The organism is Rubritalea marina DSM 17716 (assembly GCF_000378105.1).
Lineage (GTDB): Bacteria > Verrucomicrobiota > Verrucomicrobiia > Verrucomicrobiales > Akkermansiaceae > Rubritalea > Rubritalea marina.
This window is the reverse complement of sequence record NZ_KB899249.1, coordinates 69740-92864: the sequence shown is the minus strand read 5'-3', so window position 1 is coordinate 92864 and position 23125 is coordinate 69740. Positions and strand designations below refer to the sequence as shown.

At 50.7% G+C, this 23125-nt stretch carries 21 protein-coding genes; 14 read left to right on the top strand and 7 right to left on the bottom strand.

Translation table 11 applies throughout. The annotated features are described in order from the left end of the window. The first annotated feature begins 13 nt into the window (after positions 1-13). Both F454_RS0103125 and F454_RS0103120 read left to right on the top strand, forming a co-directional pair. Positions 14-436, top strand: a complete 423-nt coding sequence (locus F454_RS0103125) for a hypothetical protein (RefSeq protein WP_018969164.1) — start codon at positions 14-16, stop codon at positions 434-436. Then, positions 433-1140 carry a type II secretion system protein gene (locus tag F454_RS0103120; RefSeq protein WP_018969163.1) on the top strand — a complete coding sequence of 236 codons (708 nt, stop codon included), beginning with the start codon at positions 433-435 and terminating at the stop codon, positions 1138-1140. The genes F454_RS0103125 and F454_RS0103120 overlap by 4 nt, the downstream gene beginning before the upstream one ends. Here the strand turns inward: F454_RS0103120 and F454_RS0103115 are convergent. Together F454_RS0103115 and F454_RS0103110 are read right to left on the bottom strand one after the other, a co-directional pair. Further along, entirely contained in the window at positions 1137-2747 is a 1611-nt protein-coding gene (locus F454_RS0103115) for a protein kinase domain-containing protein (protein ID WP_018969162.1), read from the bottom strand. The genes F454_RS0103120 and F454_RS0103115 overlap by 4 nt on opposite strands. Positions 2748-2862: 115 nt before the next feature. After that, positions 2863-3243 (bottom strand): hypothetical protein, encoded by a 381-nt coding sequence (locus F454_RS0103110; protein ID WP_018969161.1) that lies wholly within the window; start codon positions 3241-3243, stop codon positions 2863-2865. Between the two features lie 192 nt (positions 3244-3435). Between F454_RS0103110 and F454_RS0103105 the strand changes: the two genes are divergently transcribed. Then, positions 3436-4119, top strand: a complete 684-nt coding sequence (locus tag F454_RS0103105; protein WP_018969160.1) for a succinate dehydrogenase cytochrome b subunit — start codon at positions 3436-3438, stop codon at positions 4117-4119. A 38-nt stretch (positions 4120-4157) separates the two neighbouring features. Then, entirely contained in the window at positions 4158-6128 is a 1971-nt protein-coding gene (locus F454_RS0103100; protein ID WP_018969159.1) for a fumarate reductase/succinate dehydrogenase flavoprotein subunit, read from the top strand. A gap of 425 nt (positions 6129-6553) precedes the next feature. On the opposite strand, the gene F454_RS0103095 is transcribed toward F454_RS0103100, so the two are convergent. After that, positions 6554-7471 carry an SUMF1/EgtB/PvdO family nonheme iron enzyme gene (locus F454_RS0103095; protein ID WP_018969158.1) on the bottom strand — a complete coding sequence of 306 codons (918 nt, stop codon included), beginning with the start codon at positions 7469-7471 and terminating at the stop codon, positions 6554-6556. Between the two features lie 509 nt (positions 7472-7980). Here F454_RS0103095 and F454_RS0103085 point away from each other — a divergent pair. After that, positions 7981-8802 carry an NTP transferase domain-containing protein gene (locus F454_RS0103085; protein WP_018969156.1) on the top strand — a complete coding sequence of 274 codons (822 nt, stop codon included), beginning with the start codon at positions 7981-7983 and terminating at the stop codon, positions 8800-8802. 22 nt (positions 8803-8824) lie between these two features. Further along, positions 8825-9439, top strand: coding sequence for a MarC family protein (locus F454_RS0103080; protein WP_018969155.1), 615 nt, complete (start codon positions 8825-8827; stop codon positions 9437-9439). Between the two features lie 5 nt (positions 9440-9444). Here the strand turns inward: F454_RS0103080 and F454_RS0103075 are convergent, their stop codons facing one another. The 3 genes from F454_RS0103075 to F454_RS0103065 are packed head-to-tail and all read right to left on the bottom strand — an operon-like array spanning position 9445 to position 12645. Next, positions 9445-10329, bottom strand: coding sequence for a tyrosine recombinase (locus tag F454_RS0103075; protein ID WP_018969154.1), 885 nt, complete (start codon positions 10327-10329; stop codon positions 9445-9447). 8 nt (positions 10330-10337) lie between these two features. Further along, positions 10338-11741 carry a UDP-N-acetylmuramate:L-alanyl-gamma-D-glutamyl-meso-diaminopimelate ligase gene (gene mpl / locus F454_RS0103070; RefSeq protein ID WP_156817106.1) on the bottom strand — a complete coding sequence of 468 codons (1404 nt, stop codon included), beginning with the start codon at positions 11739-11741 and terminating at the stop codon, positions 10338-10340. A 22-nt stretch (positions 11742-11763) separates the two neighbouring features. Beyond that, positions 11764-12645 (bottom strand): HAD family hydrolase, encoded by an 882-nt coding sequence (locus tag F454_RS0103065; protein ID WP_018969152.1) that lies wholly within the window; start codon positions 12643-12645, stop codon positions 11764-11766. A gap of 150 nt (positions 12646-12795) precedes the next feature. Between F454_RS0103065 and prfA the strand changes: the two genes are divergently transcribed. From prfA to rpoD, 4 genes are all read left to right on the top strand, one after another. After that, positions 12796-13872 (top strand): peptide chain release factor 1, encoded by a 1077-nt coding sequence (prfA, locus tag F454_RS0103060; RefSeq protein WP_018969151.1) that lies wholly within the window; start codon positions 12796-12798, stop codon positions 13870-13872. A 43-nt stretch (positions 13873-13915) separates the two neighbouring features. Continuing rightward, positions 13916-14812 carry a peptide chain release factor N(5)-glutamine methyltransferase gene (gene prmC / locus F454_RS13960; protein ID WP_018969150.1) on the top strand — a complete coding sequence of 299 codons (897 nt, stop codon included), beginning with the start codon at positions 13916-13918 and terminating at the stop codon, positions 14810-14812. A gap of 4 nt (positions 14813-14816) precedes the next feature. Further along, entirely contained in the window at positions 14817-16094 is a 1278-nt protein-coding gene (murA, locus tag F454_RS0103050; protein ID WP_018969149.1) for a UDP-N-acetylglucosamine 1-carboxyvinyltransferase, read from the top strand. A gap of 217 nt (positions 16095-16311) precedes the next feature. After that, positions 16312-18255: an RNA polymerase sigma factor RpoD gene (rpoD, locus tag F454_RS16730; RefSeq protein ID WP_051083278.1), complete on the top strand. Its 1944-nt coding sequence runs from the start codon at positions 16312-16314 to the stop codon at positions 18253-18255. Positions 18256-18393: 138 nt separating this feature from the next. On the opposite strand, the gene F454_RS0103040 is transcribed toward rpoD, so the two are convergent. Next, positions 18394-19068 (bottom strand): outer membrane lipoprotein-sorting protein, encoded by a 675-nt coding sequence (locus tag F454_RS0103040; protein WP_026292669.1) that lies wholly within the window; start codon positions 19066-19068, stop codon positions 18394-18396. Positions 19069-19359: 291 nt separating this feature from the next. Here F454_RS0103040 and F454_RS16565 point away from each other — a divergent pair, with 291 nt between their 5' ends. The 4 genes from F454_RS16565 (at position 19360) to nuoF (ending at position 23113) form a co-directional block, all read left to right on the top strand. After that, entirely contained in the window at positions 19360-19653 is a 294-nt protein-coding gene (locus F454_RS16565) for a hypothetical protein (protein WP_018969146.1), read from the top strand. Positions 19654-19824: 171 nt separating this feature from the next. Next, positions 19825-21087 (top strand): NADH dehydrogenase (quinone) subunit D, encoded by a 1263-nt coding sequence (gene nuoD, locus F454_RS0103025; RefSeq protein WP_018969145.1) that lies wholly within the window; start codon positions 19825-19827, stop codon positions 21085-21087. Between the two features lie 42 nt (positions 21088-21129). After that, entirely contained in the window at positions 21130-21696 is a 567-nt protein-coding gene (locus F454_RS0103020; protein ID WP_018969144.1) for an NADH-quinone oxidoreductase subunit NuoE family protein, read from the top strand. 22 nt (positions 21697-21718) lie between these two features. Then, entirely contained in the window at positions 21719-23113 is a 1395-nt protein-coding gene (gene nuoF, locus F454_RS0103015) for an NADH-quinone oxidoreductase subunit NuoF (RefSeq protein ID WP_018969143.1), read from the top strand. The last annotated feature ends 12 nt before the right edge of the window (positions 23114-23125 follow it).

The window sequence follows — 23125 nt, the reverse complement described above, 5'->3', positions numbered from 1 at the left end:
AAACTCGATAATCATGATCGCGAACAAACAACCAACACGCCGAGCGTTCCTACTCCTGGAGGCCCTATTGGCAATGATGGTATTTGGCATCGCTATCACTGCAGCCATCAAGGTGCTGCATAGCATGTCAGAGCTCAATCACGACATCATCCATCGTAGCGCTATGGCTCAGCGCGCCCAAAACATCATGCTTCAAGTGATGCACGAAGCCACACCAGATGGCGAGTTCGTGCGCGACCAAACAATCGAGCTCGATGAACAGACTGAGGCCCGCCTATTGGTCACAGCACTCGAGACGACAAATGACGACGAAAACTTATTAAATGAGATGTTTCTGGTGGAGCTCACCATTAGCTCAAAAGAGGATCCAGAGAGGAATCGGCAAGAATTTAGCATGGTGCACTATCGCTACGCCATCGGGGGGCCTCGCCCATGAAACACCGCCGATTTCACTACACATCCTCTGGCTTTAGCCTGCTAGAAGTCATCCTAGCCATGGCCGTAATTGCCATGGTCGTGAGCCTTATCATGATCACTGTTCGCAGCAATATCGCACTGAGCAACAGCATTGTGGAAGTTCAAGTAGAGGCCAGGCAACAAACGCAAACCAACGACTACCTGAGGACACTCTTCAATCGCCTCCCAGCCGAATCTCAAGTCCTCTTCGAAACGGGCAACGACGGTCTACAGTTCATTCGAATCACCAACCCAGACACCTCCTTTCCTTCTCAAGGAAAGGAACTCATGGCGAGAGACCTCACGATCGAAACCATCGCCACCAACCAAGATGCTTACGCACTGCAAGTCAGCCTGCAAAATTGGGTTGCTGAAGAAGCCGCAGACCTCCCAGAACACACCTACAGCACCCGGATAAGCAAGCCCATGCGCCACTTAGAATTCCTCTTCTATAGCCAAAACGACCAAGTATGGCTGACCGAATGGCAAGCGGAGCTTGGCAAACCTAAGATGGTAAAACTTGTATACACCCCGAGCTCAGTAGACAGCGATTTCCAACAAGAAGCTATCTTCTTAGTAGGCTCCAGCGCCACTCAAAGCAGCAATAACAATACCCCGAATTCTGGTGGCACTACCAATGGGGCCACGCCTGAGCTGCAAATCGATACTCAGCCGGCGAATTAACGGACCAAAAACTGCAGCATGTAGAGCAGAAGAGCTCCAGAGAAAAGCATTGCCACGGCCACTCCAGCTGCAATGTCACGCGTACGCACAACATACGCCACATCCACCAAGACTGGCACACAAATCCCACCAATGAGCCACCCCATACCCTGATGGAATTGATTGATCCTCAATCGCATGAATCCCATCAAGGTGAGAATCAGGGCATATCCATAGAGCCCATACTCACGCAACTCAGGACGCATGAACATCAAGAGCATCAAAGCAATGAAGCCCAGCATAGTGACAATCACACCAGGATCCCGCCACGCCTCTGAGATTTTCTTCGGTTCACTCGCAAAACTTCGCGCACGATCGTGCCCACCTTCATCTAGATCCTCATGCTTGAAGTACGGCTTAAGCTCGGCACAACTAATCGCGTGCACCCACTCACCATAATTCGGGTGCCAAACCATACTCTTCGCTTCTACCTTATCTTCTTCTACAAGTCGGTACAATTGATCTAGTGTCACTGGTCCCTTGGCTTCCTTGTCGACAGTAAAGAACCACTCGGCTTTTTCTGGTAGCTCTTTGGGCTTATCCCCAAAATCTTCATCGTCGGCATGCAGGTCAATGATCTGCATTACTTTAGAGCTCATGCCCAAGTTTTTGGTGATGGTATTCGTCAAAAACCTCGTACCCCTCTTACTTTGTGAAGCCTCAACATGCGCCAAAGAACGACGCGTCAAACTTCGCACCACAGTACTATTCTCAGTCTTGATCGGCAAAGTCGTCGGCAAGGTGAAAACTTCTACCTTGTCAGGGAATTGCATCGCAGCAATTTGCTTAAGAGCATCGGAACAATCAGAGAGGCGCTTGGCTGGGTTCGTCTCAATCAGAGACTCGATCCAATTAGCAAGTTCCTTACCTATATCTTGGCGCAAACTCAGAATCGGATGGTGCTTCCCGGATAGGTGCGCTTGCATCGTAGCACTCGTGGAATCTCCGATGTACGGATAGACTCCGGTTAGAAGGTAATAAAATAAACAACCCAGAGCATAAATATCCGTCTTCACCGTACTGCCCTGCCCACTAAATAGCTCAGGTGCCATCACGTGGATCGACCCCACCAATGCCACCTTTTCACCATTCTCCATGTCGGCAACTGATTCCGATATACCAAAGTCAAAAACCTTTAGCTCGTATTGGTCATTTGCCGTTAGAGATAGCATCACGTTCTCCGGCTTGATATCACAATGCAACACGCCTGCCTTGTGTGATGCGGAGACACCGTGTAAAATCTGCGTGGCAATGTGCCGAAAGTCAATAGGCTGAAGTAAATGGCGCTTCACGAAATCCTCCATCGTGATACCCTGAATGTACTCCATCACGATTTCGGCATGGTCGTGATGCTCAGCTACATCATAAATTGATACAATGTTGGGATGCTTCAACGCAGCCAAAACCTGCGCCTCTTCGAGAAGCTTCTTACGCAATGCGTCACGACAAAGGCCGTGCTCTAATCTCTTTAACGCAACTTCACGGCGCAGTTTATTGTCGTAAGCCAAGTAGACTTTACCAAAACCACCTTGTCCAAGTTCTTGCCGTATTTCGTAACGATTCAACATCAATAGAGATCTTTTTGTGCGTCATCGGGTGGAATCTGTTCGCCATCATATACCGCAATGCAGCACAAACAAGATTAAACTTTCACAGTTCCGTTAGATGACTACTGGGAAGCGCTCATTTATCCTTCCACATCATCAACGATTTGAGCACGTCAGACACTCCGTGTAGCTCATGTGCCGTGCGGCCCTGCCCCACCATATCCTCCATCTCCTCAGTGTCTATTTTCTCATGGAGAACATCAAGCTTTTCAATCACCTCGTGGTCTCCAAAGAGGAGGCGCATCTTCGACTTCTGTGCGTAGTCGCACATCTTAGCGACTGAGTCCCTGAGCTTCTGCCATGCCTCGAGCTGCCCATCCGCTAACTCACCCTCAAATCGATCCAATTGAGCCACAATCGATTCATTCAAATCAATGAGCTCCTGAGCACGCATGTCCGGGCATCTGTCAAGATCTTCACGCAATTCATCTGCTACGGATTTTATTTTGGTTTTCATAGGTACTCTAAGGCTAACACAATCGTATGTATGCGCTACTAAATTCGATCAAATTTTCTCAATTCAAGCTCAGTATGAGAACCCCTCATCCTAATGATTAAGAATTTCTGATATTTTTTCTATCCACTACTTGTAATTCCCACCTTTTGTGCCTATCAACCACCAAGTTCTCTCACACAGAATAAAGACATAATGAGCGCAACATCCTGTTCCCTATGCCGTTTTTGGAGTTCATCCATCGGCAAGAAATTCGTAGTAGCCATCACCGGTCTCGTACTCGTTGGCTTCCTAGCTGGTCACCTTAGCGGAAACCTTCTCATGTACGCAGGCGCTGAGGCCTTCAATGATTACGCAAAGTTCCTTCACAGCATGCTCCACGGAGCTGGTGTATGGATTGCTCGCGTGGTACTTCTCACAGCACTCGTTCTACATGTAGTGGCTACCATCCAGCTCACCACAGCCAACAAAGCTTCCAAAGAAAAACGTTATGAATGCGACAACACCGTGCAGGCATCCAAGTCATCCCGCATGATGATCTGGTCCGGTCTCACCATTCTTGCATTTGTTGTATTCCACATCCTCCACTACACCGTTCGTATCGACTCCGACCTCGCAGCACTTGCAGACGGTGGGGATGCATATCAAATGGTCATTGTGGGATTCCAGAACGTGCTCGTCAGCATCTTCTACGTGATTGCTATTTCCTGCCTCTGCAGCCACCTTTCACACGGAGTAGCCTCCATTTTCCAGACCCTTGGCCTTCGCTCTAAGAAGTCCTCAGCAATCATCGACAAGCTTGCAAAAGCATACACCGCTGTGATCTGGGTTGGTTTCGTATCCATTCCGGTTGCTGTACTCGCAGGCTGGCTCAACTAATTTCTCAACGCACCTCAACTCTCACACAATTTAAGATTATGTCAATCGACGCAAATATTCCTGATGGTCCGCTTGAGCAAAAGTGGTCAAAGCACAAGATGGACTCCAAGCTCATCAACCCTGCGAACAAGCGTAAATTCACCGTCATCATGGTGGGTTCTGGTCTTGCAGGTGGAGCTGCAGCAGCCACGCTTTCCGAGCTCGGCTACAAAGTAAAGTGCTTCTGTTACCAAGATTCCCCTCGTCGTGCGCACTCCATTGCAGCGCAGGGTGGTATCAATGCTGCAAAGAACTATCAGAACGATGGCGACTCTGTGTACCGTCTCTTCTACGACACACTCAAGGGTGGCGACTTCCGTTCACGTGAAGCCAATGTGTACCGCCTCGCTGAAGTTTCCACAAACATCATCGACCAAGCAACTGCTCAAGGTGTGCCATTCGCCCGTGAATACGGCGGTCTCCTCGACAACCGCTCCTTCGGTGGCGCCCAAGTATCACGTACCTTCTACGCTCGTGGCCAGACAGGCCAGCAGCTCCTTATCGGTTGCTACCAAGCACTCTCCAAAGAAGTCTCCAAAGGTGGTGTGGAAATGTTTCCACGCACTGAAATGATGGAGCTCGTTATGGTGGATGGTCACGCCAAAGGCATTGTCGTCCGCGACATGGTCACAGGTGAAGTCACCACACACGCAGCAGACGCTGTCTGTCTTGCTACTGGCGGATACGGCAACGTGTTCTTCCTCTCCACCAATGCGATGGGTTGCAACGTGATGGCAGCCTTCAAGGCTCACAAAAAAGGAGCGTACTTTGCCAACCCATGTTACACCCAGATTCACCCAACATGCATTCCTGTGAGTGGCGACTATCAGTCCAAGCTCACCCTCATGTCTGAGTCACTGCGTAACGACGGACGCATCTGGGTTCCAAAAACCAAAGAGGATGCGGAAGCAATTCGCGCCGGCAAGAAGAAAGCCTCTGACATCGCTGAAGACGATCGCGATTACTTCCTCGAACGCAAGTACCCATCCTTCGGAAACCTTTGCCCACGTGATATCGCTTCCCGTGCTGCCAAAGAAGTCTGTGACGAAGGCCGCGGAGTAGCCCCGACTGGCCTAGGCGTCTACCTTGACTTCAAAGACGCAATCAACCGCCTAGGTGAAGATTTGGTTCGCGCGCGCTATGGCAACCTCTTCCAGATGTATGAAAAAATCGCTGGTGAGAACCCATACCAGCAGCCAATGATGATCTTCCCAGCGGTGCACTACACCATGGGTGGACTCTGGGTGGACTACAACCTCATGTCCAACCTTCCGGGACTCCACGTACTCGGTGAAGCCAACTTCTCCGATCACGGCGCAAACCGCCTCGGAGCCTCAGCATTGATGCAAGGCCTCGCTGATGGTTACTTCGTCATCCCAACCACCATTGCGAACTACCTTGCCACGCAAAAGCCTGGTTCCGTCACCACCGATCGCCCAGAATTCGTCGAAGCGAAGAAGGAAGTTGAAGACAGACTTGAGAAACTCTTGAATATCAAAGGTGACCGTTCTGTTGACTCCTTCCACCGTGAACTCGGTAACATCATGTGGGACTACTGCGGTATGGACCGTCGTAAAGAAGGTCTTGAAATCGCGCTCAAACGCATTCCTGAAATTCGCGACGAGTTCTACAAGAATGTGCGCATTCCTGGGGATCTCGACGAAATGAACCAGGAGCTCGAAAAGGCTGCTCGCCTTGCAGACTACTTCGAATTCGCAGAGCTCTTCTGTCACGACGCACTCAACCGCGAAGAATCCTGTGGTGGCCACTTCCGTGGTGAGCACCAGTTCACTGAAGAATCACCAGAGGTTATCTCTGGCAAGACTCAGGCAGGTGAAGCACTCCGTCACGACGATGAGTTCGCCTACGTCGCTGCATGGCAATACAAAGGCTTCGGTGAGAAGCCTGAACTACACAAGGAAGACCTCGACTTCCAGTTTGTGAAGCCATCAGTTCGCTCCTACCAGTAAGTCGAATATTTTCTTTATTCTCAAACGCCCACACTGGACTACCAGCGTGGGCGTTTTTTGTGCCTCTACAGGTAGAAAATCGCAAGTTTCCTTTTATTCTGGAAATAAACTCACCTCCTCAAGCATCATACATGAGTTATGAAATCAGTATATCTCATCATCCTTGGCGTAGGAGCACTCGCTCTAGCCAGCTGCGCCTCTAAGGCCTCATGCTGCGGCACATGCAAAGCTCCTTCAGAGAAGTGCGACTCATGCCACTGCGGCGGCTAGTGGGACCAAACACCATTCCCAGCTCAGCATTCAGCTCTGCCATCCCTGAGATGGCAGAGCTTTTTAAAATATCTCTATTGCTATATACCTAACATTAAACTCTTATAGAAAGAGATAATTCACGGCCAGCAAAAGATCAAATATAAGGAAAAACCTTATTGACGCTTGCGGCGCAATGAAACACCCAAAGCTGCCATCCCCAGCAAAGAAGCTGAAGTAGGTTCTGGAACCATCGCAACACGAAAACCGATAAAAACCTGTTCATCGGTCGGTGAATTTAGAAGTCGAGTAGATGAATCTAAAGGTATGGAGTCGTTGGCCCAACCTCCTCCTCGTCGCACTCGGAATTCCGCAACTGCATCATTCGGAGCATTAAGAGCGGATTCATTCCATTCATACACATTTCCATTCTGCGCCATTGTTCCATAGGCACTCAAACCTCCTGCATCGTTTACGTTTGCTGGAGCGGATTGGCTGTCATATACCGCGGTGCCAGCAACAGTTCCACTAGTCACACCAACAGGAGCTACATCACTACCTGTCGCATAGTCCCAGTAACCTCCTACACCCGATCCGCCATGGTTTGGATCATAATATGCAGCCTTGTACCACTCATCCTCGCTAGGTAAATAGAAGCGAGCATTACTATTTCTATACAAATTGCTTGCATCATAACCAGCATCACCAATCTCCCATAATGCTATATTGTCATTCGCTCCGTTCGAAGTAAATTTATATGCTACGCTGTAACCGGAACTAACGTTTAGCCAGTTAATGAATCGAGCAGCCTCATTCCAACTAACGCTTGTCGCTGGTCTATCATCACCACGAGAGTCTATTGTGATTGCAGGCTCCCCACTAATGGCATTATAGACACTAATCATCGACTCACTCACTTCATAGGTGCTAATCTTATATTTGTAATTTACAGCTCCATAGCCCGAACTGTCTGCTGAATTGCCAGAGTTACGTACATCTACAAAATCCATCGAAAACTGATTAGCTCCAGCGCCAAATAATACTGTACTAGCTGAAGCTGAATGAACAAGTCCTCCAAAGCTAAGTATGACCATAGACTTGAGATACTTTTTACATTGCTCATTTATTTGCATACACCTCATCTAACAAAACCAACAACTAGAACAAGTTCAAAGTTAAGTGGACAAATTAATTTACCGAGTGTGATAGATGCTCTTTGTACTATCTAGGTGGTGATTTGAGAGTTGATATACATCCATCAATTCTGTGTAAGCAAAGTGAGGCCCCAAATTAGTCTCAAAGCTTTTTTCTGTTCACCGTGCCTTCATCATCACTCAAGTCACCTGTTCATATTGTGAAGTAACTTACCCACATCATCCTTGGCGTAGGAGCACTCGCTCTAGCCAGCTGCGCCTCTAAGGCCTCATGCTGTGGCACATGCAAAGCTCCTTCAGAGAAGTGCGACTCATGCCACTGCGGCGGCTAGTGCGACCAAGCACCATTCCTAGCTCAGCATTCAGCTCTGCCATCCCTGAGGTGGCAGAGCTTTTTTCTTTGAGCCTAGCATTGCCGAAAGCTAAGATTCCCTGCATCATCAACACCAATGATTCACGCACTCAATGGCCTGCTCCTGGTAGGTGGCAAATCCTCGCGTATGGGCAGCAATAAAGCGCAGCTCACCTACCGCGATGGACTACCTGAGTGGCAACGCCTACACGCCATACTCGAAGAACTCTGTGATGAGGTCTACCTCAGCCACCCAGCAGGGATCGATTATGGAGTGCCCGCTATCAACGACCCAGGCCAGGGGCCCCTCGCCGCTATTCACAGCGCCTTTGAGCACGACGCCAATGCCGATTGGTTAGTGATCGCATGCGACCTCCCACTCCTCGAACGCACGAACTTGGAGCAATTGCTCAAGGGAAGCGACGCGACCTACGACGCCAGCGCCTTCAGCAGCAGAGTCGACGGAAAGCACGAACCACTCTGCACACTCTATCGACAGAGCGCCGGCCCAGCCATAGCCACTGCGATAGATCAAGGCGATGCCTGCCCACGCCACATCCTTCACCACAAGATTAAAACACAATCTATGCAACCCGACCAACCACACGCCCTCGACAATGCCAACAGCCCAGCTGACGCACTCGAAGTCCGCGCTCACCTCAGCGGCGCAAGAGTCGAAAAATCTATCCAGGTGCGTTACTTCGCTCAGCTCAAAGAAATCGCAAATAAAGACGCCGAAGAATGGAAGACATCATCAGTCACACCCTCAGGCATCTACGAGGAACTCAAAGCGAAATACCAATTCCCTCACAAACAAAAGCAATTGATGGTTGCCATCAATGACGACTTTGCAGACTGGGCCACCCCAGTCAAAGAAGGCGATGAACTCGTCTTTATCCCGCCTGTTGCAGGTGGCTAGCCTCATAGCTTCACAAGCCCCCATGATCGATTTTGTCTCCACCTTCATTTTCTTTTTCGCCGTCATCGACCCGATCGGCACCATACCAGTCTTCATTGCTGCCACCAGCTCGCATACGGAGAAGGAAAAGAAAAAAATCGCAGGGATCGCCTCACTCTCAGCAGCGGGAATACTTCTGTTCTTTGTGATAGCCGGTGAACCCATCCTCTCCGCGATGGACATTCCCCTGTCAGCGTTCCAAATAGCAGGTGGCATCATTCTCTTTCTCTTTGCTCTCAGCATGATCTTTGGAGAAAGCAAACCAGACCAGGAAGTGAAGCTCACCAAAGACCTCAAAGAAACTGCGATCTTCCCGATCGCCACCCCTTCGATCGCCAGCCCCGGCGCCATGCTTGCCGCAGTTTTGATGACTGAGAACGCAAAATTCACCATCGTCGAACAGGCGCAAGTTTCCCTCACTCTCCTCGCGGTGATTGCCATCGCCTTCATTCTCATGCTAGGCGCCAGCAAAATCCACCGCGTCATTGGTAGCAGCGGAGCCAGCATCATCTCTCGCGTCATGGGCCTCATCCTTGCCTCTGTCGCCACCGCAAACACTCTCGAGGGCTTCAAGCTCTACTTCAGTAGCGCACCCTAGCTTAATTAAGCCCTAGGGTGGAAGCTCTTGTGGATGGACTTCAGCCGCTGCTGGTCAACGTGCGTGTAGATCTGAGTCGTCGAAATATCAGCATGTCCAAGCATCTCCTGAATCACTCGCAAGTCCGCCCCATTCTCTAACAAATGTGTGGCAAAGCAATGACGCAACAGGTGCGGATACACATTTTCTTTAATTCCTGCGGCGGCAGCACGCAGCTTCACCACCTCTCTCACGCGCTCTGGACTCAGAGAGCCTCCGCGCACAGATAAAAAAATATGTGACCGCGTCTTGGCTTTCACCAAGTTCGGACGCTCAGCAGTCAAGTAGAGAGCCAACGCAGATTGCGCTGATTCCCCCACCGGTACCAAACGTGTTTTATTTCCTTTGCCCGTCACACGTAATAACGCGCTCTCCGCATCATAGTGCTCAAGACATAGTTGGCACAATTCAGACAAACGCAGGCCTGAGGCATAGAACAACTCAAGCATCGCCTTATCTCGTTTACCCAGGCGCTGCGTGGTATCGATCGACTCCAACATCCCGAGAATCACCTCAATCGAAACCGATTCAGGCAGCTTACCCTGCGTCTTGGGGGCGATCAATGGCTCTGCCACATCTGCCAACACAGACCTTTTGGAGACAAGGTAGCGGAAGAAAATCTTGAGATGGACCACCAAAATCCGCTGAGATGATGATGCCAATGATGCATCGCGCCGGGCAGCAAGAAACTGCGCCAACTCATCGGTACCCAGGTCCTTCAATACCGACTGCCTAGCCTCAGCCCACTCAGCCAGTGATTCGAGGCTTTGCTGCACCGAGTTCTGATAGGCACGAGACAAGCCGCGCTCCACACTCAGGTACATGATAAACTCTCGAATCTTCTCTCGCATCGGCTCGCCTATTCGCTGGCCACAGCAGTCGCTGACAGAGCTGCCAGCAATTTATCGTGGATCCCATCGAAGCCTCCGTTGCTAAGAACCGCAACCACATCCCCAGGCTGGGCTTCATTGGCCACCTGTTCCACAATAGTATCCACATTTGCGTGAAAAAATCCGCTGCCACCGCGCTCATTGATATCAGTAATAAGTTGCTCTGGAGACAGCCGGTCTGCTTCCTCCACCTTCTCCGGGTTCGGCACTCCTGCCACGACAGAACGATCAGCGCGACACAAAGCCTGAGCTAGTTCCTTCTGAAATATATTCCGTCGAGTCGTATTCGAGCGTGGCTCAAAGACGACCCACAGACGTTCTGGACTGTACTTCTGACGCAAGGCGTCGATCGCAAGATCGATTGCTGTTGGGTGGTGGGCAAAATCATCCACCACCTTAACCCCAGCTTCTTCACCACGAAGTTGCTGGCGACGTGCAATGCCGTCAAACTGCTCAAGGCCAGATTGAATTTGCTCCGAACTTAGCCCCACAAAACGGGCCGAACAAACCGCCATCGCCGCATTGCGGACGTTAAACTCACCGGACATCGGGATACTAAATTGCTCTCCATAAACCGTGAATGAACTCCACGCACCACGGTAATCCACATCCTCGATACACACATCACAAGATGCGTCAAAACCGACCGTTTGGATCGGAGCAGGTGCTTTAGCCGCCACCTCGAGACAATTGGCATCATCTCCATTCACAAAGGCCACCCCATTGCTCGGAACCACATTGAGTAAACGCTGAAAAGTCAGCTTAATCTCATCAATCGAATCGTAGATGTCAGCGTGATCAAACTCGATATTATTCACCACCACCACTTCTGGAAGATAATGCAAAAACTTCGATCGTTTATCAAAGAAAGCGGTGTCGTACTCGTCCCCTTCGAGTACAGTGAATTCAGAATCGGTGAAACGCGCGCCTTTGCCTAAGTTGGTGGGAATCCCTCCAATCATGTGGCTTGGGTTCGTGCCAGCGGACTCCAGCAACCAAGCCAAAATCGCAGAGGTTGTCGTCTTACCGTGGGTCCCACTCACCACGAGGTTGCGCTTACCTCTCAGGAAGTGCTCCTTCAACACCTCAGGAAGAGACACATAGAGAAGCTTCCGATTAAGCACCTCTTCCACCTCTGCATTCCCTCGGCTCATGGCATTACCAATCACCACCACATCGGTGTCCTCAGGTATATGATCAGCAGAGAAGCCAGAGCTCACAGCCACCCCACTATCAGCAAGAAAGGTCGACATCGGTGGGTACACGTTTTGGTCTGAACCAGTCACCTCGTACCCTCGTTCTTGCATCGCCACAGCCACAGAACCCATTGCTGTGCCACACACCCCTACGAAGTGAAACTTCTTCTTACTCATGCTCATTGATCTCTATAACGGATTAAAAACTGGGAGCCGCCACGGTGCCACTCTCACGTTCCTCCTGTTGCTGCAACAGGATACGATCCGCTATATCAGTCACCATTTGCTCTAAAATCAACCGCAAATGACTCCCCGCACGATAATCCGCAGGTGCAATGTTCTTCACCCGGTCTGACTTATTACTCAATTGATAACATTTTCGAAAGCTACGACGACTTTCGTCCTTTGGATTATACACGGCGATCGAGTGCCCGCCATTACGCTTCATCACCGTGAAACACGGCACATCCGTCGGCCCATCCCCCACATACACCATATTCGAAAAGGGCACTGGCCTCAGATGCTTGGGCATATGATCATTCACATCTTCACCATGCTTCAACATCCCCTTATTGATTCGGAATAAATACTGCGTCTTGGTCGTGTGCGAGATCACTCGCTTCGGAAAACTAATCACCCCTGATCCGTCCTCTCCATACTCACATCCATAAATTTCTTTAAAATGCGGCGCAATCGAACTCCCATCCAGTAACGCCTTCAAACCTGACGACACAATATAGAATTCAATTTTAATCCCCACAGCCAGGTGCGCATCCTTCAGACAACTCCGGGGAATTTCATCAAACATCTCAGGCACTCCTTCAAAATAACTCAAATTCTTACCAAACTCGTTGAGCCGCTGGTTCGACACCCCATCCATGGATAAGTAGTCTAACAGGCACTTCAAATAAGCTAATTCACCATCCCACTTATTCTCAGAAACTAGTGCATTGCACTTATCCCAAAACGAGGCTGGATGAATCCCAAACTCTGGAAAAAGGACATCGTCCTGCATGAAGCTCGGGCTCAAGGTTTGGTCGTAATCAAAGACAAGGGCGATGGTATTTTGTGAGACTGCCATAAAGATGAATCCACACTAACACAAGCAGACCAGTCGGCAATACAGAACCCAGAACGATTCGGACACAGAAATCCCCCAGCAAGCCGAAACACAAAGAATCTGCGACTAAAAAAACTTGCACCTCCCGAGATCTGAATAGACTCTCTGCGCATGGATTACGCCTCACTCATCGAGAAACGACGCGAACGCTTCGCCGAAGTTGAAGTTCTCATCACGGACCCGAACCTCTTCTCGGATCAGAAAAAAGCTTCTGAGACGATGCGTGAGCACCGACGCCTCAAAGAGTTACTCGAAATGTGGGAAACGCTCCAAACAGCAAAAACCAACCTCACCGAAAATCAGGAACTCGCCAAAGAAGACGATCCTGAAATCGCCGAGCTCGCTGAAATGGAAATCCCAGAACTCGAAGCAAGCATCGAAGACCTTTCCGAAAAAGTGCAATACGCACTCCTACCACGCGATGCCAATGAAGACCGCGATGCCCTGATTGAAATCCGTGCGGGTGCTGGCGGCGATGAAGCCTCACTCTTCGCAGGCGAAGTCATGCGCATGTACGAACGTCATGCAGAAGGCCGCGGCTGGAAAGTAGAGCACCTCGAGTCATCGCCCTCCGAAGTCGGCGGATTCAAAGAAGTTGTCCTTAAGATTACTGGAGAGGAAGTATTCCGCTACATGAAATACGAATCAGGAGTGCACCGCGTTCAGCGAGTCCCTGCCACGGAAACTCAAGGCCGCATCCACACTTCCACCTGCACTGTTGCCGTCATGCCAGAAGCCGATGAAGTCGATTTCGAACTCAAAAAGGAAGAACTCCACATCCAAGCAACTCGATCAGGTGGCTCAGGTGGTCAGCACGTGAACACCACCGATTCATGCGTCCAAATCACCCACTTGCCCACCGGACTTCAAGTGAAGTGTCAAGATGGCCGAAGCCAAACTCAGAACCGCGAGATCGGCCTCCAAATCATGCGCACCAAACTCTATGAAGCTAAGGTGCGCGAAGAAGCAGAAAAATACTCAGCTCAACGTAAGTCCTTAATCGGATCTGGCGATCGCTCCGAAAAAATCCGCACATACAACTTCCCTCAATCCCGCGTCACCGACCATCGCATCGGCTTCACCTCCCACAACATTGAAGGTATCCTGAGCGGCGCGATTGACGAGTTTACCGAGAACCTTCAAAAGAAGGAAATGGAACACCGCCTCGCCGATGCGGGCATGGAGTAAGCCAGCCATCCCCGACTAAACCTAACCGCAGCGATCGAGCGAATTGAAAACCATCCTAGAGACACTGGATTCTGGCACCCAATGGCTGCAGTCCAAAGGCGTCGATACCGCGCGCCGCGACATGCAGCTCCTGCTCTGCCATCAGCTCGAGTGCACAAAAATCCAGCTCTACACTCGCTTTGACCAACCGCTCGATGAAGCACAGCTTGCTCCCTTGCGCGATATGCTAAAACGCCGCGGGCAACGTGAGCCACTCCAGCATATCTTAGGAACTGTGGAGTTTTACCGACGCGAGTTTTATACCGACGCGCGAGCCCTCATCCCGCGCCCTGAAACCGAAGAACTCTGTGAAATCGTCCTCAGCGAGCTCCACTCAGCCTCACCCGCTCGCGTTCTCGATATGGGAACCGGCTCTGGCGTGATTGGACTCACTCTCGCTGCAGAATTTGGCCCAAAGTCACACATCACCTGTGCCGACATTTCCACCAAAGCACTGGAACTCACCCAGAAAAATAAACAACTTCTAGGTGTCGAAAACGTCGACTTGATCGAGAGCGATAGCTTCAGCCAATTGGCAGACCAACGCTACGACCTCATTGTTGCCAACCTCCCCTACGTGCCTCTCAGCGACAAGCCAACGCTAGAGGCTGAGCTCGACTACGACCCAGCTCTCGCCCTCTATTCAGGACAAGACGGACTCGACCTCCTCAGAGAGTTCACCCAACAAGCACCACAATTTCTTAACCCGAACGGGAAAATCGCTCTCGAAATTGGCATCCACCAATATCAAGAAGTAGAACAACTTCTTGATCGCGCTGGATTTTCCTCTATCCACACCTATTCAGACCTCTCTGGTATCCAACGCTTTCCAACGGCCACATGGCAGGAAGCCCAAGAGCCAGAAGCCCCTTCTACAGAACACACCCCTTTAACCGACTGATCACATGGACAAACTCATCGTACACGGTGGCAATACCCTATCTGGCGCCATCAACATCTCCGGCGCAAAAAACGCCTCGCTCCCAATCCTTGCAGCCTCACTACTCACAGAAGATGATGTGATCATTCGCCGCGTGCCCGACGTCTCGGACACCAACTACATGATCCAGATCCTCTCAGCTCTTGGAGCCCATGTGGAGCGCTCCAGCGGCACCGTACGCATCAGCGCACAAACCATCACCCACGAAGCCCCCTATGAACTTGTTCGCAAAATGCGAGCCTCCATCTGTGTGATGGGCCCATTACTCGCACGCCTCGGCCAAGCCATGGTTTCCCTGCCCGGAGGTTGCGTGATCGGCGACCGCCCAGTGGACCTCCACCTCAAAGGACTGCGCGCCATCGGCGCCGATATCGACCTAGAAGGCGGCAACATGAACATGACCACTCCCAATGGACTCGTGGGTACCGAAGTAGACATGCGCGGTAAGCAAGGCCCAACCGTGCTCGGCACCGACAACCTCATGATGGCCGCCGTCTTAGCCAAAGGAACCACCGTGATCGAGTCAGCAGCCGCTGAACCAGAAGTCGTCGACCTCGCCAACTTCCTCATCAGCATGGGCGCAAAAATCCAAGGCGCCGGCACCCGCACCATCACCATTGAAGGAGTAGAACGCCTCCACGGCACCGAACACACCATCATCCCGGACCGTATCGAAGCTGGCACATTCATGGTAGCAGGTGCCATGGCTGCTGGCCCCGAAGGCATCACCATCAATCGTATCTGCAAGGAACACCTCGAACCAGTCACAGAAAAACTCATCGAATCAGGACACTCCGTCGAATTCAATGAAGAAGGAAGCTCGGTGAAAGTTGCACCAGCGAGCACTCCAAAAGGGGCTCGCATCGTCACAGCCCCTCATCCCGGATTCCCCACAGACATGCAGGCCCAATTCTCCGCGCTCTACGCCACCACACCAGGCCTCTCTGTGATCGAAGACACCATCTTCCCTCAGCGCTTCATGCACTGTGCTGAAATGTCCCGCATGGGAGCTAACATGAAAGTCGACAATGGCACAGCCGTCATTGATGGCACGGATAAGCTCTCAGCAGCCCCCGTCATGGCCTCCGATCTACGAGCCTCCGCAGCCCTCGTGCTAGCAGCACTGAATGCTGAGGGATCCACTGAGATCAACCGCCTCTACCACATTGACCGTGGCTACGAGCATATCGATGAAAAACTCCTCGCTCTCGGCGCCAAAGTCGAACGAGTAAAAGAACGATAATCCCCTAACCGACAGGGTGATTGATTTTTTCTAACATCCAAATCACGCAGACGCTCAAGCACTCAGAGATTTCCTTGCTAGGAGCGTCAGGAAATCCCTTGACGAATCGACATTCGTGGCACAACTTTCAAAGTTGTCGCGCATCTCTGCGCCTTGACAACTTACAATAGCTATATTTGTGCTCCGAACGATCACACATAGCCACCACAAGCTCACCATGGCATCTAAGAAAGTAGCGAAAAAAACAGCCAAGAAAGCAGCAACTAAAAAAGTTGCAGCCAAGAAGACTGCAGCAAAAAAAACCACCGCGAAAAAGACCGCAGCTAAAAAAACTGCCGCGAAAAAGTCTGTAGCAAAAAAGGCTCCTGCGAAAAAAGCAGCTAAAAAGTCTGTAGCCAAGAAAGCTCCTGCGAAAAAGGCTGCCAAAAAGACAGTAAGCAAAAAGGCTGCTCCTGCAAAAAAGGCCGCCAAAAAAGCTGCTCCTAAAAAATCTAAACTTGAAGCACTTCTCGAAGCAGAAGCCGAAGCGAAGAAGTCCAAGAAGCCACCAAAAAACCGCATCGACACCCCTGAAATCCAGGAAAAGGTGCGCGAGCTTATCAAGCTTGCCAAAGAGCAAGAATATCTCACCTACGACGACATCAATGAGATTCTCCCCAATGATCTCGTCGAACCCGCAGATGTTGAGGCCATCCTCGAACGCCTGCGCATGATGGAATTTGATATCATCGACGCCTCTGAAGTTGATCGCTACCGCGACAAGAAGCGTAATGGTGGCGAGGAAGCCGATTCCAAGCCAGAGCAAAAACTCGACATCCTCGATGACCCGGTACGCATGTACCTCAAGCAAATGGGCCAAGTCCCACTTCTCACACGTGAGCAGGAAGTGGAGATCTCCAAGCGTATCGAAGATGCTGAAATCACCGTGCAGCAGTACCTCCACCGCTTCGGCTTCGTGTCTCAATCATACCTCGACCTTGCAGACAAGCTCATGCGTGGCAAGGAACGCTTCGACCGCGTCATCCTCGATAAGAAAATCGAATCACGCGAGCGCTACATGAAGACACTTCCAAAACTCTGCGACCAACTCCGCCAAGTTCACGAGGAAGCTGACGACATTTTCCGAAAGCTCAATGCGAAGAACCCACGTGGTGTCACCAAACTCAGAGACGAGCTCGAGAGCCAACTTACGATCATTGCAAAACTCTACAACCGCTTCTTCTACAAACAAAAGATTGTCGAAGACTTCTGCGAAGTTGTTGAAGATTATCAAAAGAAATTCTGGAAATATAGCCGCAAGCTTCAAGCACATCCGGAAGACAAAGAATTTGAAACTAAAATCCGTGAAGCGCAGCAACACGCCTGGCACAACACGGATGACTTCATGGAGAACAATAAAAATCTCCGCCACTGGATGAAGATGGCCTACAAAGCCAAAACCGAAATGGTCGAAGCCAACCTCCGACTCGTTATCTCCATCGCCAAGAAGTACACCAACCGTGGACTTTCCTTCCTCGACCTCATCCAGGAAGGCAACATGGGCCTCATGAAAGCGGTTGAAAAATTCGAATACCGCCGTGGTTACAAATTTTCAACGTACGCAACTTGGTGGATTCGTCAGGCGATCACTCGCTCCATCGCCGACCAAGCACGTACCATCCGTATTCCTGTGCACATGATCGAAACGATCAATAAGCTCATGCGCGTGCAGAAGCAACTCGTGCAAGAATATGGTCGCGAACCTACCCCAGACGAAATCGCAGAGGAAATCCACCTACCTGTGGAGCGTGTCCGCGCAGTCCTGAAGATGGCCCAACAGCCGATCTCACTCCAAGCGCCAGTAGGTGATTCGGACGACACCTCATTCGGTGACTTCATCGAAGATAAAGCTGCTGAAAACCCAATGGAAGAAGCAGGCTTCGCGATGCTGAAGGAGAAGATCATCGACGTACTCGACACACTCACCGACCGCGAACGCGAAGTCCTCGAACAACGCTTTGGCCTCAAAGACGGGTACAGCCGCACTCTCGAAGAAGTCGGACGTCAATTCCAAGTCACTCGTGAGCGAATCCGTCAGATTGAAGCAAAAGCACTGCGTAAGATGCGTCACCCGACTCGTATCCGCAAGCTCGAAGGCTTCATCGAACTCCCGAACGCCTAATCAGGAATTCCATCTCAACACAAAAGCGCCAGCATCACTGCTTGGCGCTTTTTTTATTCACACTTAAGGAATCTGCTCGTCATCAATCCACCAACAGCAGAACTTGCAAGCTAGGCAGCAGTGGCGGATGAGCCGATGCTACCTCCTGAAGCGGCTCTTCTTACGCTTCTCTTTCTGGAATTCCAAATAGGTGATCCCGGTAGCCTTATTCGTCTTTGGACTGATGCTATCGACACGCATCTTGCGCAGCGTGTATTGCTTCCCTACTTGCATCACATCAGTCACCTGAAATTGCTTCAATGGCTTCCCTGCAGCATTATAACCCACCATCTTCATCAAGCTCCCAAACTTCTTATGTACCCAGATATAAACAATTCGGTACTGACCACTCGTCTGTGACGGATTGATCAAGCGCAACTTCGTACATAGCTGACCACTCACCTTCTCATCCCCCTCGATCGAAGCATCATCCCAATACAAAAAGCGCATGGATAAATCCTCATAAGTAAAATCAGTGCCGTTGATAGGCTCCGAGATCTGAGCATCACTAAAGGGAGTCACCTTATCACCAACAATCTGGTAGAGGGAAAAATCATCATCTTCCAGACGCATATGAAAACGCTTCTCCTGCCCAGCAGCCTCATATCGAAATTGAATGTCCGACTGACGTAAATACAAACTAATCGGTGTGCGGAGCCCATTCTTAGTCATCGTACCATGCAAACTCTGATCATCTTGCATCGTCGCCGCGTATCGCGTGCGCGCCAATATCTCGCGCGCCGCATCATCCGCCATCAGGGAACCAGATGACATCACACACACAGCCAGTAATAATTGTCTCAATCGCATCACTCGCAATAACACCCCATAGTGAAGAATCCTCAAGTAATAATTACCCATCAGATAAAAATCTTTGACGCCATCATAGAAATGATTGAAAAACCTAACAAATTCAGCTACAGCTAACTCAGACACACGAATTTGCGTGACAGAATATCAACCGATAATTCGTTGACTAATTTGTTAGTTGGCATTGACTCTGCTGCGTAACTCCGTGTGAGCCTACACTCACTATATTATACCGAACAGCAACACACCCCTATCATGGCAAAATCAACTACCAAAAAAACAGCCGCCAAGAAGACTGCAAAGAAAGCCGCTAAAAAAACAGTAGCTAAGAAGGCAAGCGCCAAAAAGGCGACAAAAAAGACAAGCGCAAAGAAAACCACAAAAAAGGCAGCCGCTAAAAAAACACCAAAGAAAGTCGTGCTCTCCAAGATCACCCAAGACGACATCGCTGTAGCAGCATACCTCAACTTCTGTGAGCGCATCGCAAACGGCACAGCAGGCAGCGCAGAACTCGACTGGGCAAAGGCCGTTGAGTCACTCAAAGGCTAGACTTCACGCCCTGAGGACACCGCTGCACACGCCGCTAATCTGCTCAAGTTCAGATTGCTACCCGCACTTTAGAGATCACTATCATGGTGATCTCTTTCTTTTTTGATAATCCTCCTTGATACACTGTAGTTTTTCCTTTTTTCTAATATGTGGTTAGACACTCACACTTCTATGGCCACAAAACAAACTACCCACTACGAAGCACCCGATAATGCAGCACGCGCTGTCCAGGCTGTAGCAGACCACCAGGCAGAAGCTGACGACATGCTTGGCGAAAAGATGGTACTCAACATGGGGCCATCACACCCAGCCACCCACGGAGTGCTTCGCCTCATCCTCGAACTCGACGGAGAGGTCATCAGTAAGGCCACACCAGATGTAGGTTTCCTACACCGCGGTGATGAAAAAATTGCGGAGAACATGCAATACAATCAGTTCGTCCCATACACTGACCGCCTCGACTACCTCGCGCCACTAGCAAATAATGTCGCCTACGCTTGCGCCGTCGAAAAATTGATGGGTTGGGAACTACCCGAACGCGGTCAAGCTGTGCGAGTCATCGCCTGCGAACTCGCTCGCATTTCATCACACATGTTAGGAGTCGGGGTCTGCGCCATGGATGTAGGAGCCATGACCGTCTTCCTCTACACATTCAACGAAAGAGAAAAGATCTACAACCTTTGTGAGCAACTCACGGGCGCGCGTTTCACCACTTCCTACACCCGCATCGGCGGTCAAACACGCGACCTCCCAGACGGCTTCATTGAGCAACTCACCACCTTCCTCGACGAATGCGAACCACTTGTGGAAGAAGTCGCCACCTTGCTAGACAAGAACAAGATTTTCATGAATCGCATGTGTGACATCGGCCACATCAGCAAGGAAGATGCGATCTCATACGGCCTCACCGGCCCCAACCTTCGAGCCTCAGGAGTTGCTCGTGACCTCCGCAAAGACAACCCATACCTAGGCTACGAACAATACGATTTTGATGTTCCTATTGCAGATGAGGGAGATTGCTATGCTCGCTACCAAATTCGACTGGAGGAAATTCGCCAGTCCATCCGCATCCTACGTCAGGCTATCGTCTCGCTACCAGACGGACCGATCAACATCATCGATCCGAAAAGCACGCTCCCAGAAAAGGAACGCGTGTTGATGTCGATGGAGGAACTCATCCACCACTTTATTGTCACCACACAGGGCATCGACGCCCCGAAGGGTGAAGTATACTTTGGCCATGAAAACCCGAAAGGCGAACTGGGTTTTTACATCCACTCCAAAGGAGGAGGCGTTCCGCACCGCCTCAAGATCCGCTCTCCGTCCTTCATCAACCTTTCCATCTGCCCTGAGCTACTCAAAGGCACCATGGTATCGGACGTTCCAGCGATCCTCGGTTCACTCGACTTTGTGATGGGTGAATGCGACCGATAAATCACCCAAGCACTTCATTCCAATTCTCACTCCGCAGACCCCATGTCTCATGAAATCCTAGAACATGCTGTAGCATCCGACACCACTCCGGGCACACAGCACTTCAAACCTTTTGAAGCCAGCGCTGAAATCGAAGCACTCGCAGACGAACGCATCACGCACTACCCCGTGAGCAAACTCTCCGCCGTGCTCCCATTGCTACACATCGTCCAGCACCACTTTGGATTCATCTCAAAGGAAGCCATCGATTGGGTTGCCAACAAACTGGAAATTGAAAAAATCAAAGTTCTCTCGGTCGTCACCTTTTACCCAGGCTTTCGCCAGAGCGCTCCAGGAAAGTTCCATTACCGCATCTGCCGCACACTTTCCTGCGCCATGGAAGGCTCATACGAATTGATGGAAAAAATCTGTGAGATCACCAACATCGACCGCACACAATTATCCCACCACCAGCCAATCGTCGTCTCGCCATGCGGGAATTATTCAGTAGAATTTGCCGAGTGCCTGGCCTCCTGTGGCACGGGCCCGGTCTGCCTCGTCAATGACGACTTCCACGAAAGCGTCACGCCTGACAAAGCTCAAGAACTCATCGACAAGTATCAGGCATAACCACTCACCCTCCAGCAAGCATATGGCAGACATCCAATACCTTCCAGGTAAAGAACCACATCCACGCGAACATCGCTTGATTTTCAAGAACATCGATCGCCAAGGCTGGGACACTAGCATTGCCACCTACATCGCGGATGGCGGCTACGAACAACTCAAGAAAGCCGTCAAAATGGAGCCCGGTGCTATCACCGATGAGGTGAAAAAATCCGGCCTTCGAGGTCGCGGAGGCGCTGGCTTCCCCACCGGTGTCAAATGGGGCTTCATCCCACCAAACAACACCAAGCCGGTCTACCTCATCTGCAACTGTGATGAATCGGAACCCGGCACATTCAAGGACCGCTACATTGTACACCAAGACCCGCATCAGCTGATTGAAGGCATGGTCATCTCCGCCTTCGCGGTTGGCTCACACACTGCCTACCTCTACATGCGTGAGGAATTTCCTGCCGCGGCCGAGACCATGGAAGCGGCAATTGAAGAAGCACGTGAAAAAGGCTTCGTTGGCAAAAACATTCTCGGTACCGGGTTTGATCTCGAAATTTACGTCCACCGTGGTGCAGCAGCCTACATCTGCGGCGAAGAAACCGGACTCATCGAGTCACTCGAAGGCAAGCGTCCGTACCCACGGATCAAACCACCCTACTTCCCTGCCGCCCTTGGCCTCTACATGGCACCAACCATCGTCAACAACGTCGAATCACTCTGCCATGTCAAACACATCATCGAGATGGGTAGTGACGCATATGCCAAGCTCGGCGTCGAGCGCAACACCGGCACTCGCATCCTCTGTGTCTCCGGCGATGTGAAGAAGCCTGGCTACTACGAAGTCCAAGTTGGCACTCTCACCATGCGTGAACTTCTTTACGACATCTGCGGCGGCCCCAAAGATGGGCGAGAATTCAAAGCGGTAATCCCCGGTGGTTCCTCCTCCAAGATTCTTCGTTGTGATGAAACCTTCAAGATTGGACGTGGTGAAGATGCCAAAGACCTCGATTTTTGGGACATTCAGATGGACTTCGACACACTCGCCGCATGCGGCTCTATGGCTGGATCGGGTGGCGTGATCGTTCTAGACGACTCGCGAAAGATGTCTTGGGTGCTCAACAATATCAATCACTTCTACGCCCACGAATCCTGTGGCCAATGCACCCCGTGCCGCGAGGGAAATGGCTGGATGAAGAAACTTTCCGACCGCATCGTCAATGGTGAGGCAGCGCCAGAGGATATCCAAACCCTCGAAGACGTCGCCTACCAAATCGACGGCAAAACCATCTGCGCTTTCGGCGAGGCTTCCTCATGGCCAGTTGAAGCAATCATCGCCAAATTCCGTGATGAACTCACAGCTGAAACATCCGAGAACAACCAGTACCTCAGCAAAGAACAACTCCAACGTGAGGAGTTTTTGACTCAATAACGCACTTCATCC

Bases quoted from the DNA above. Each gene is read 5' to 3' on its own strand.
- nuoD (WP_018969145.1), top strand. From the start codon at position 19,825: ATGGCCACAAAACAAACTACCCACTACGAAGCACCCGATAATGCAGCA.
- F454_RS0103100 (WP_018969159.1), top strand. From the start codon at position 4,158: ATGTCAATCGACGCAAATATTCCTGATGGTCCGCTTGAGCAAAAGTGG.
- F454_RS0103110 (WP_018969161.1), bottom strand. From the start codon at position 3,243: ATGAAAACCAAAATAAAATCCGTAGCAGATGAATTGCGTGAAGATCTT.
- F454_RS0103095 (WP_018969158.1), bottom strand. From the start codon at position 7,471: ATGGTCATACTTAGCTTTGGAGGACTTGTTCATTCAGCTTCAGCTAGT.
- F454_RS16565 (WP_018969146.1), top strand. From the start codon at position 19,360: ATGGCAAAATCAACTACCAAAAAAACAGCCGCCAAGAAGACTGCAAAG.
- F454_RS0103075 (WP_018969154.1), bottom strand. From the start codon at position 10,329: ATGCGAGAGAAGATTCGAGAGTTTATCATGTACCTGAGTGTGGAGCGC.
- F454_RS0103115 (WP_018969162.1), bottom strand. From the start codon at position 2,747: ATGTTGAATCGTTACGAAATACGGCAAGAACTTGGACAAGGTGGTTTT.
- rpoD (WP_051083278.1), top strand. From the start codon at position 16,312: ATGGCATCTAAGAAAGTAGCGAAAAAAACAGCCAAGAAAGCAGCAACT.
- F454_RS0103120 (WP_018969163.1), top strand. From the start codon at position 433: ATGAAACACCGCCGATTTCACTACACATCCTCTGGCTTTAGCCTGCTA.
- murA (WP_018969149.1), top strand. From the start codon at position 14,817: ATGGACAAACTCATCGTACACGGTGGCAATACCCTATCTGGCGCCATC.
- F454_RS0103040 (WP_026292669.1), bottom strand. From the start codon at position 19,068: ATGTCATCTGGTTCCCTGATGGCGGATGATGCGGCGCGCGAGATATTG.
- F454_RS0103065 (WP_018969152.1), bottom strand. From the start codon at position 12,645: ATGGCAGTCTCACAAAATACCATCGCCCTTGTCTTTGATTACGACCAA.
- F454_RS0103085 (WP_018969156.1), top strand. From the start codon at position 7,981: ATGATTCACGCACTCAATGGCCTGCTCCTGGTAGGTGGCAAATCCTCG.
- F454_RS0103020 (WP_018969144.1), top strand. From the start codon at position 21,130: ATGTCTCATGAAATCCTAGAACATGCTGTAGCATCCGACACCACTCCG.
- nuoF (WP_018969143.1), top strand. From the start codon at position 21,719: ATGGCAGACATCCAATACCTTCCAGGTAAAGAACCACATCCACGCGAA.
- F454_RS0103080 (WP_018969155.1), top strand. From the start codon at position 8,825: ATGATCGATTTTGTCTCCACCTTCATTTTCTTTTTCGCCGTCATCGAC.
- F454_RS0103125 (WP_018969164.1), top strand. From the start codon at position 14: ATGATCGCGAACAAACAACCAACACGCCGAGCGTTCCTACTCCTGGAG.
- mpl (WP_156817106.1), bottom strand. From the start codon at position 11,741: ATGAGTAAGAAGAAGTTTCACTTCGTAGGGGTGTGTGGCACAGCAATG.
- prfA (WP_018969151.1), top strand. From the start codon at position 12,796: ATGGATTACGCCTCACTCATCGAGAAACGACGCGAACGCTTCGCCGAA.
- F454_RS0103105 (WP_018969160.1), top strand. From the start codon at position 3,436: ATGAGCGCAACATCCTGTTCCCTATGCCGTTTTTGGAGTTCATCCATC.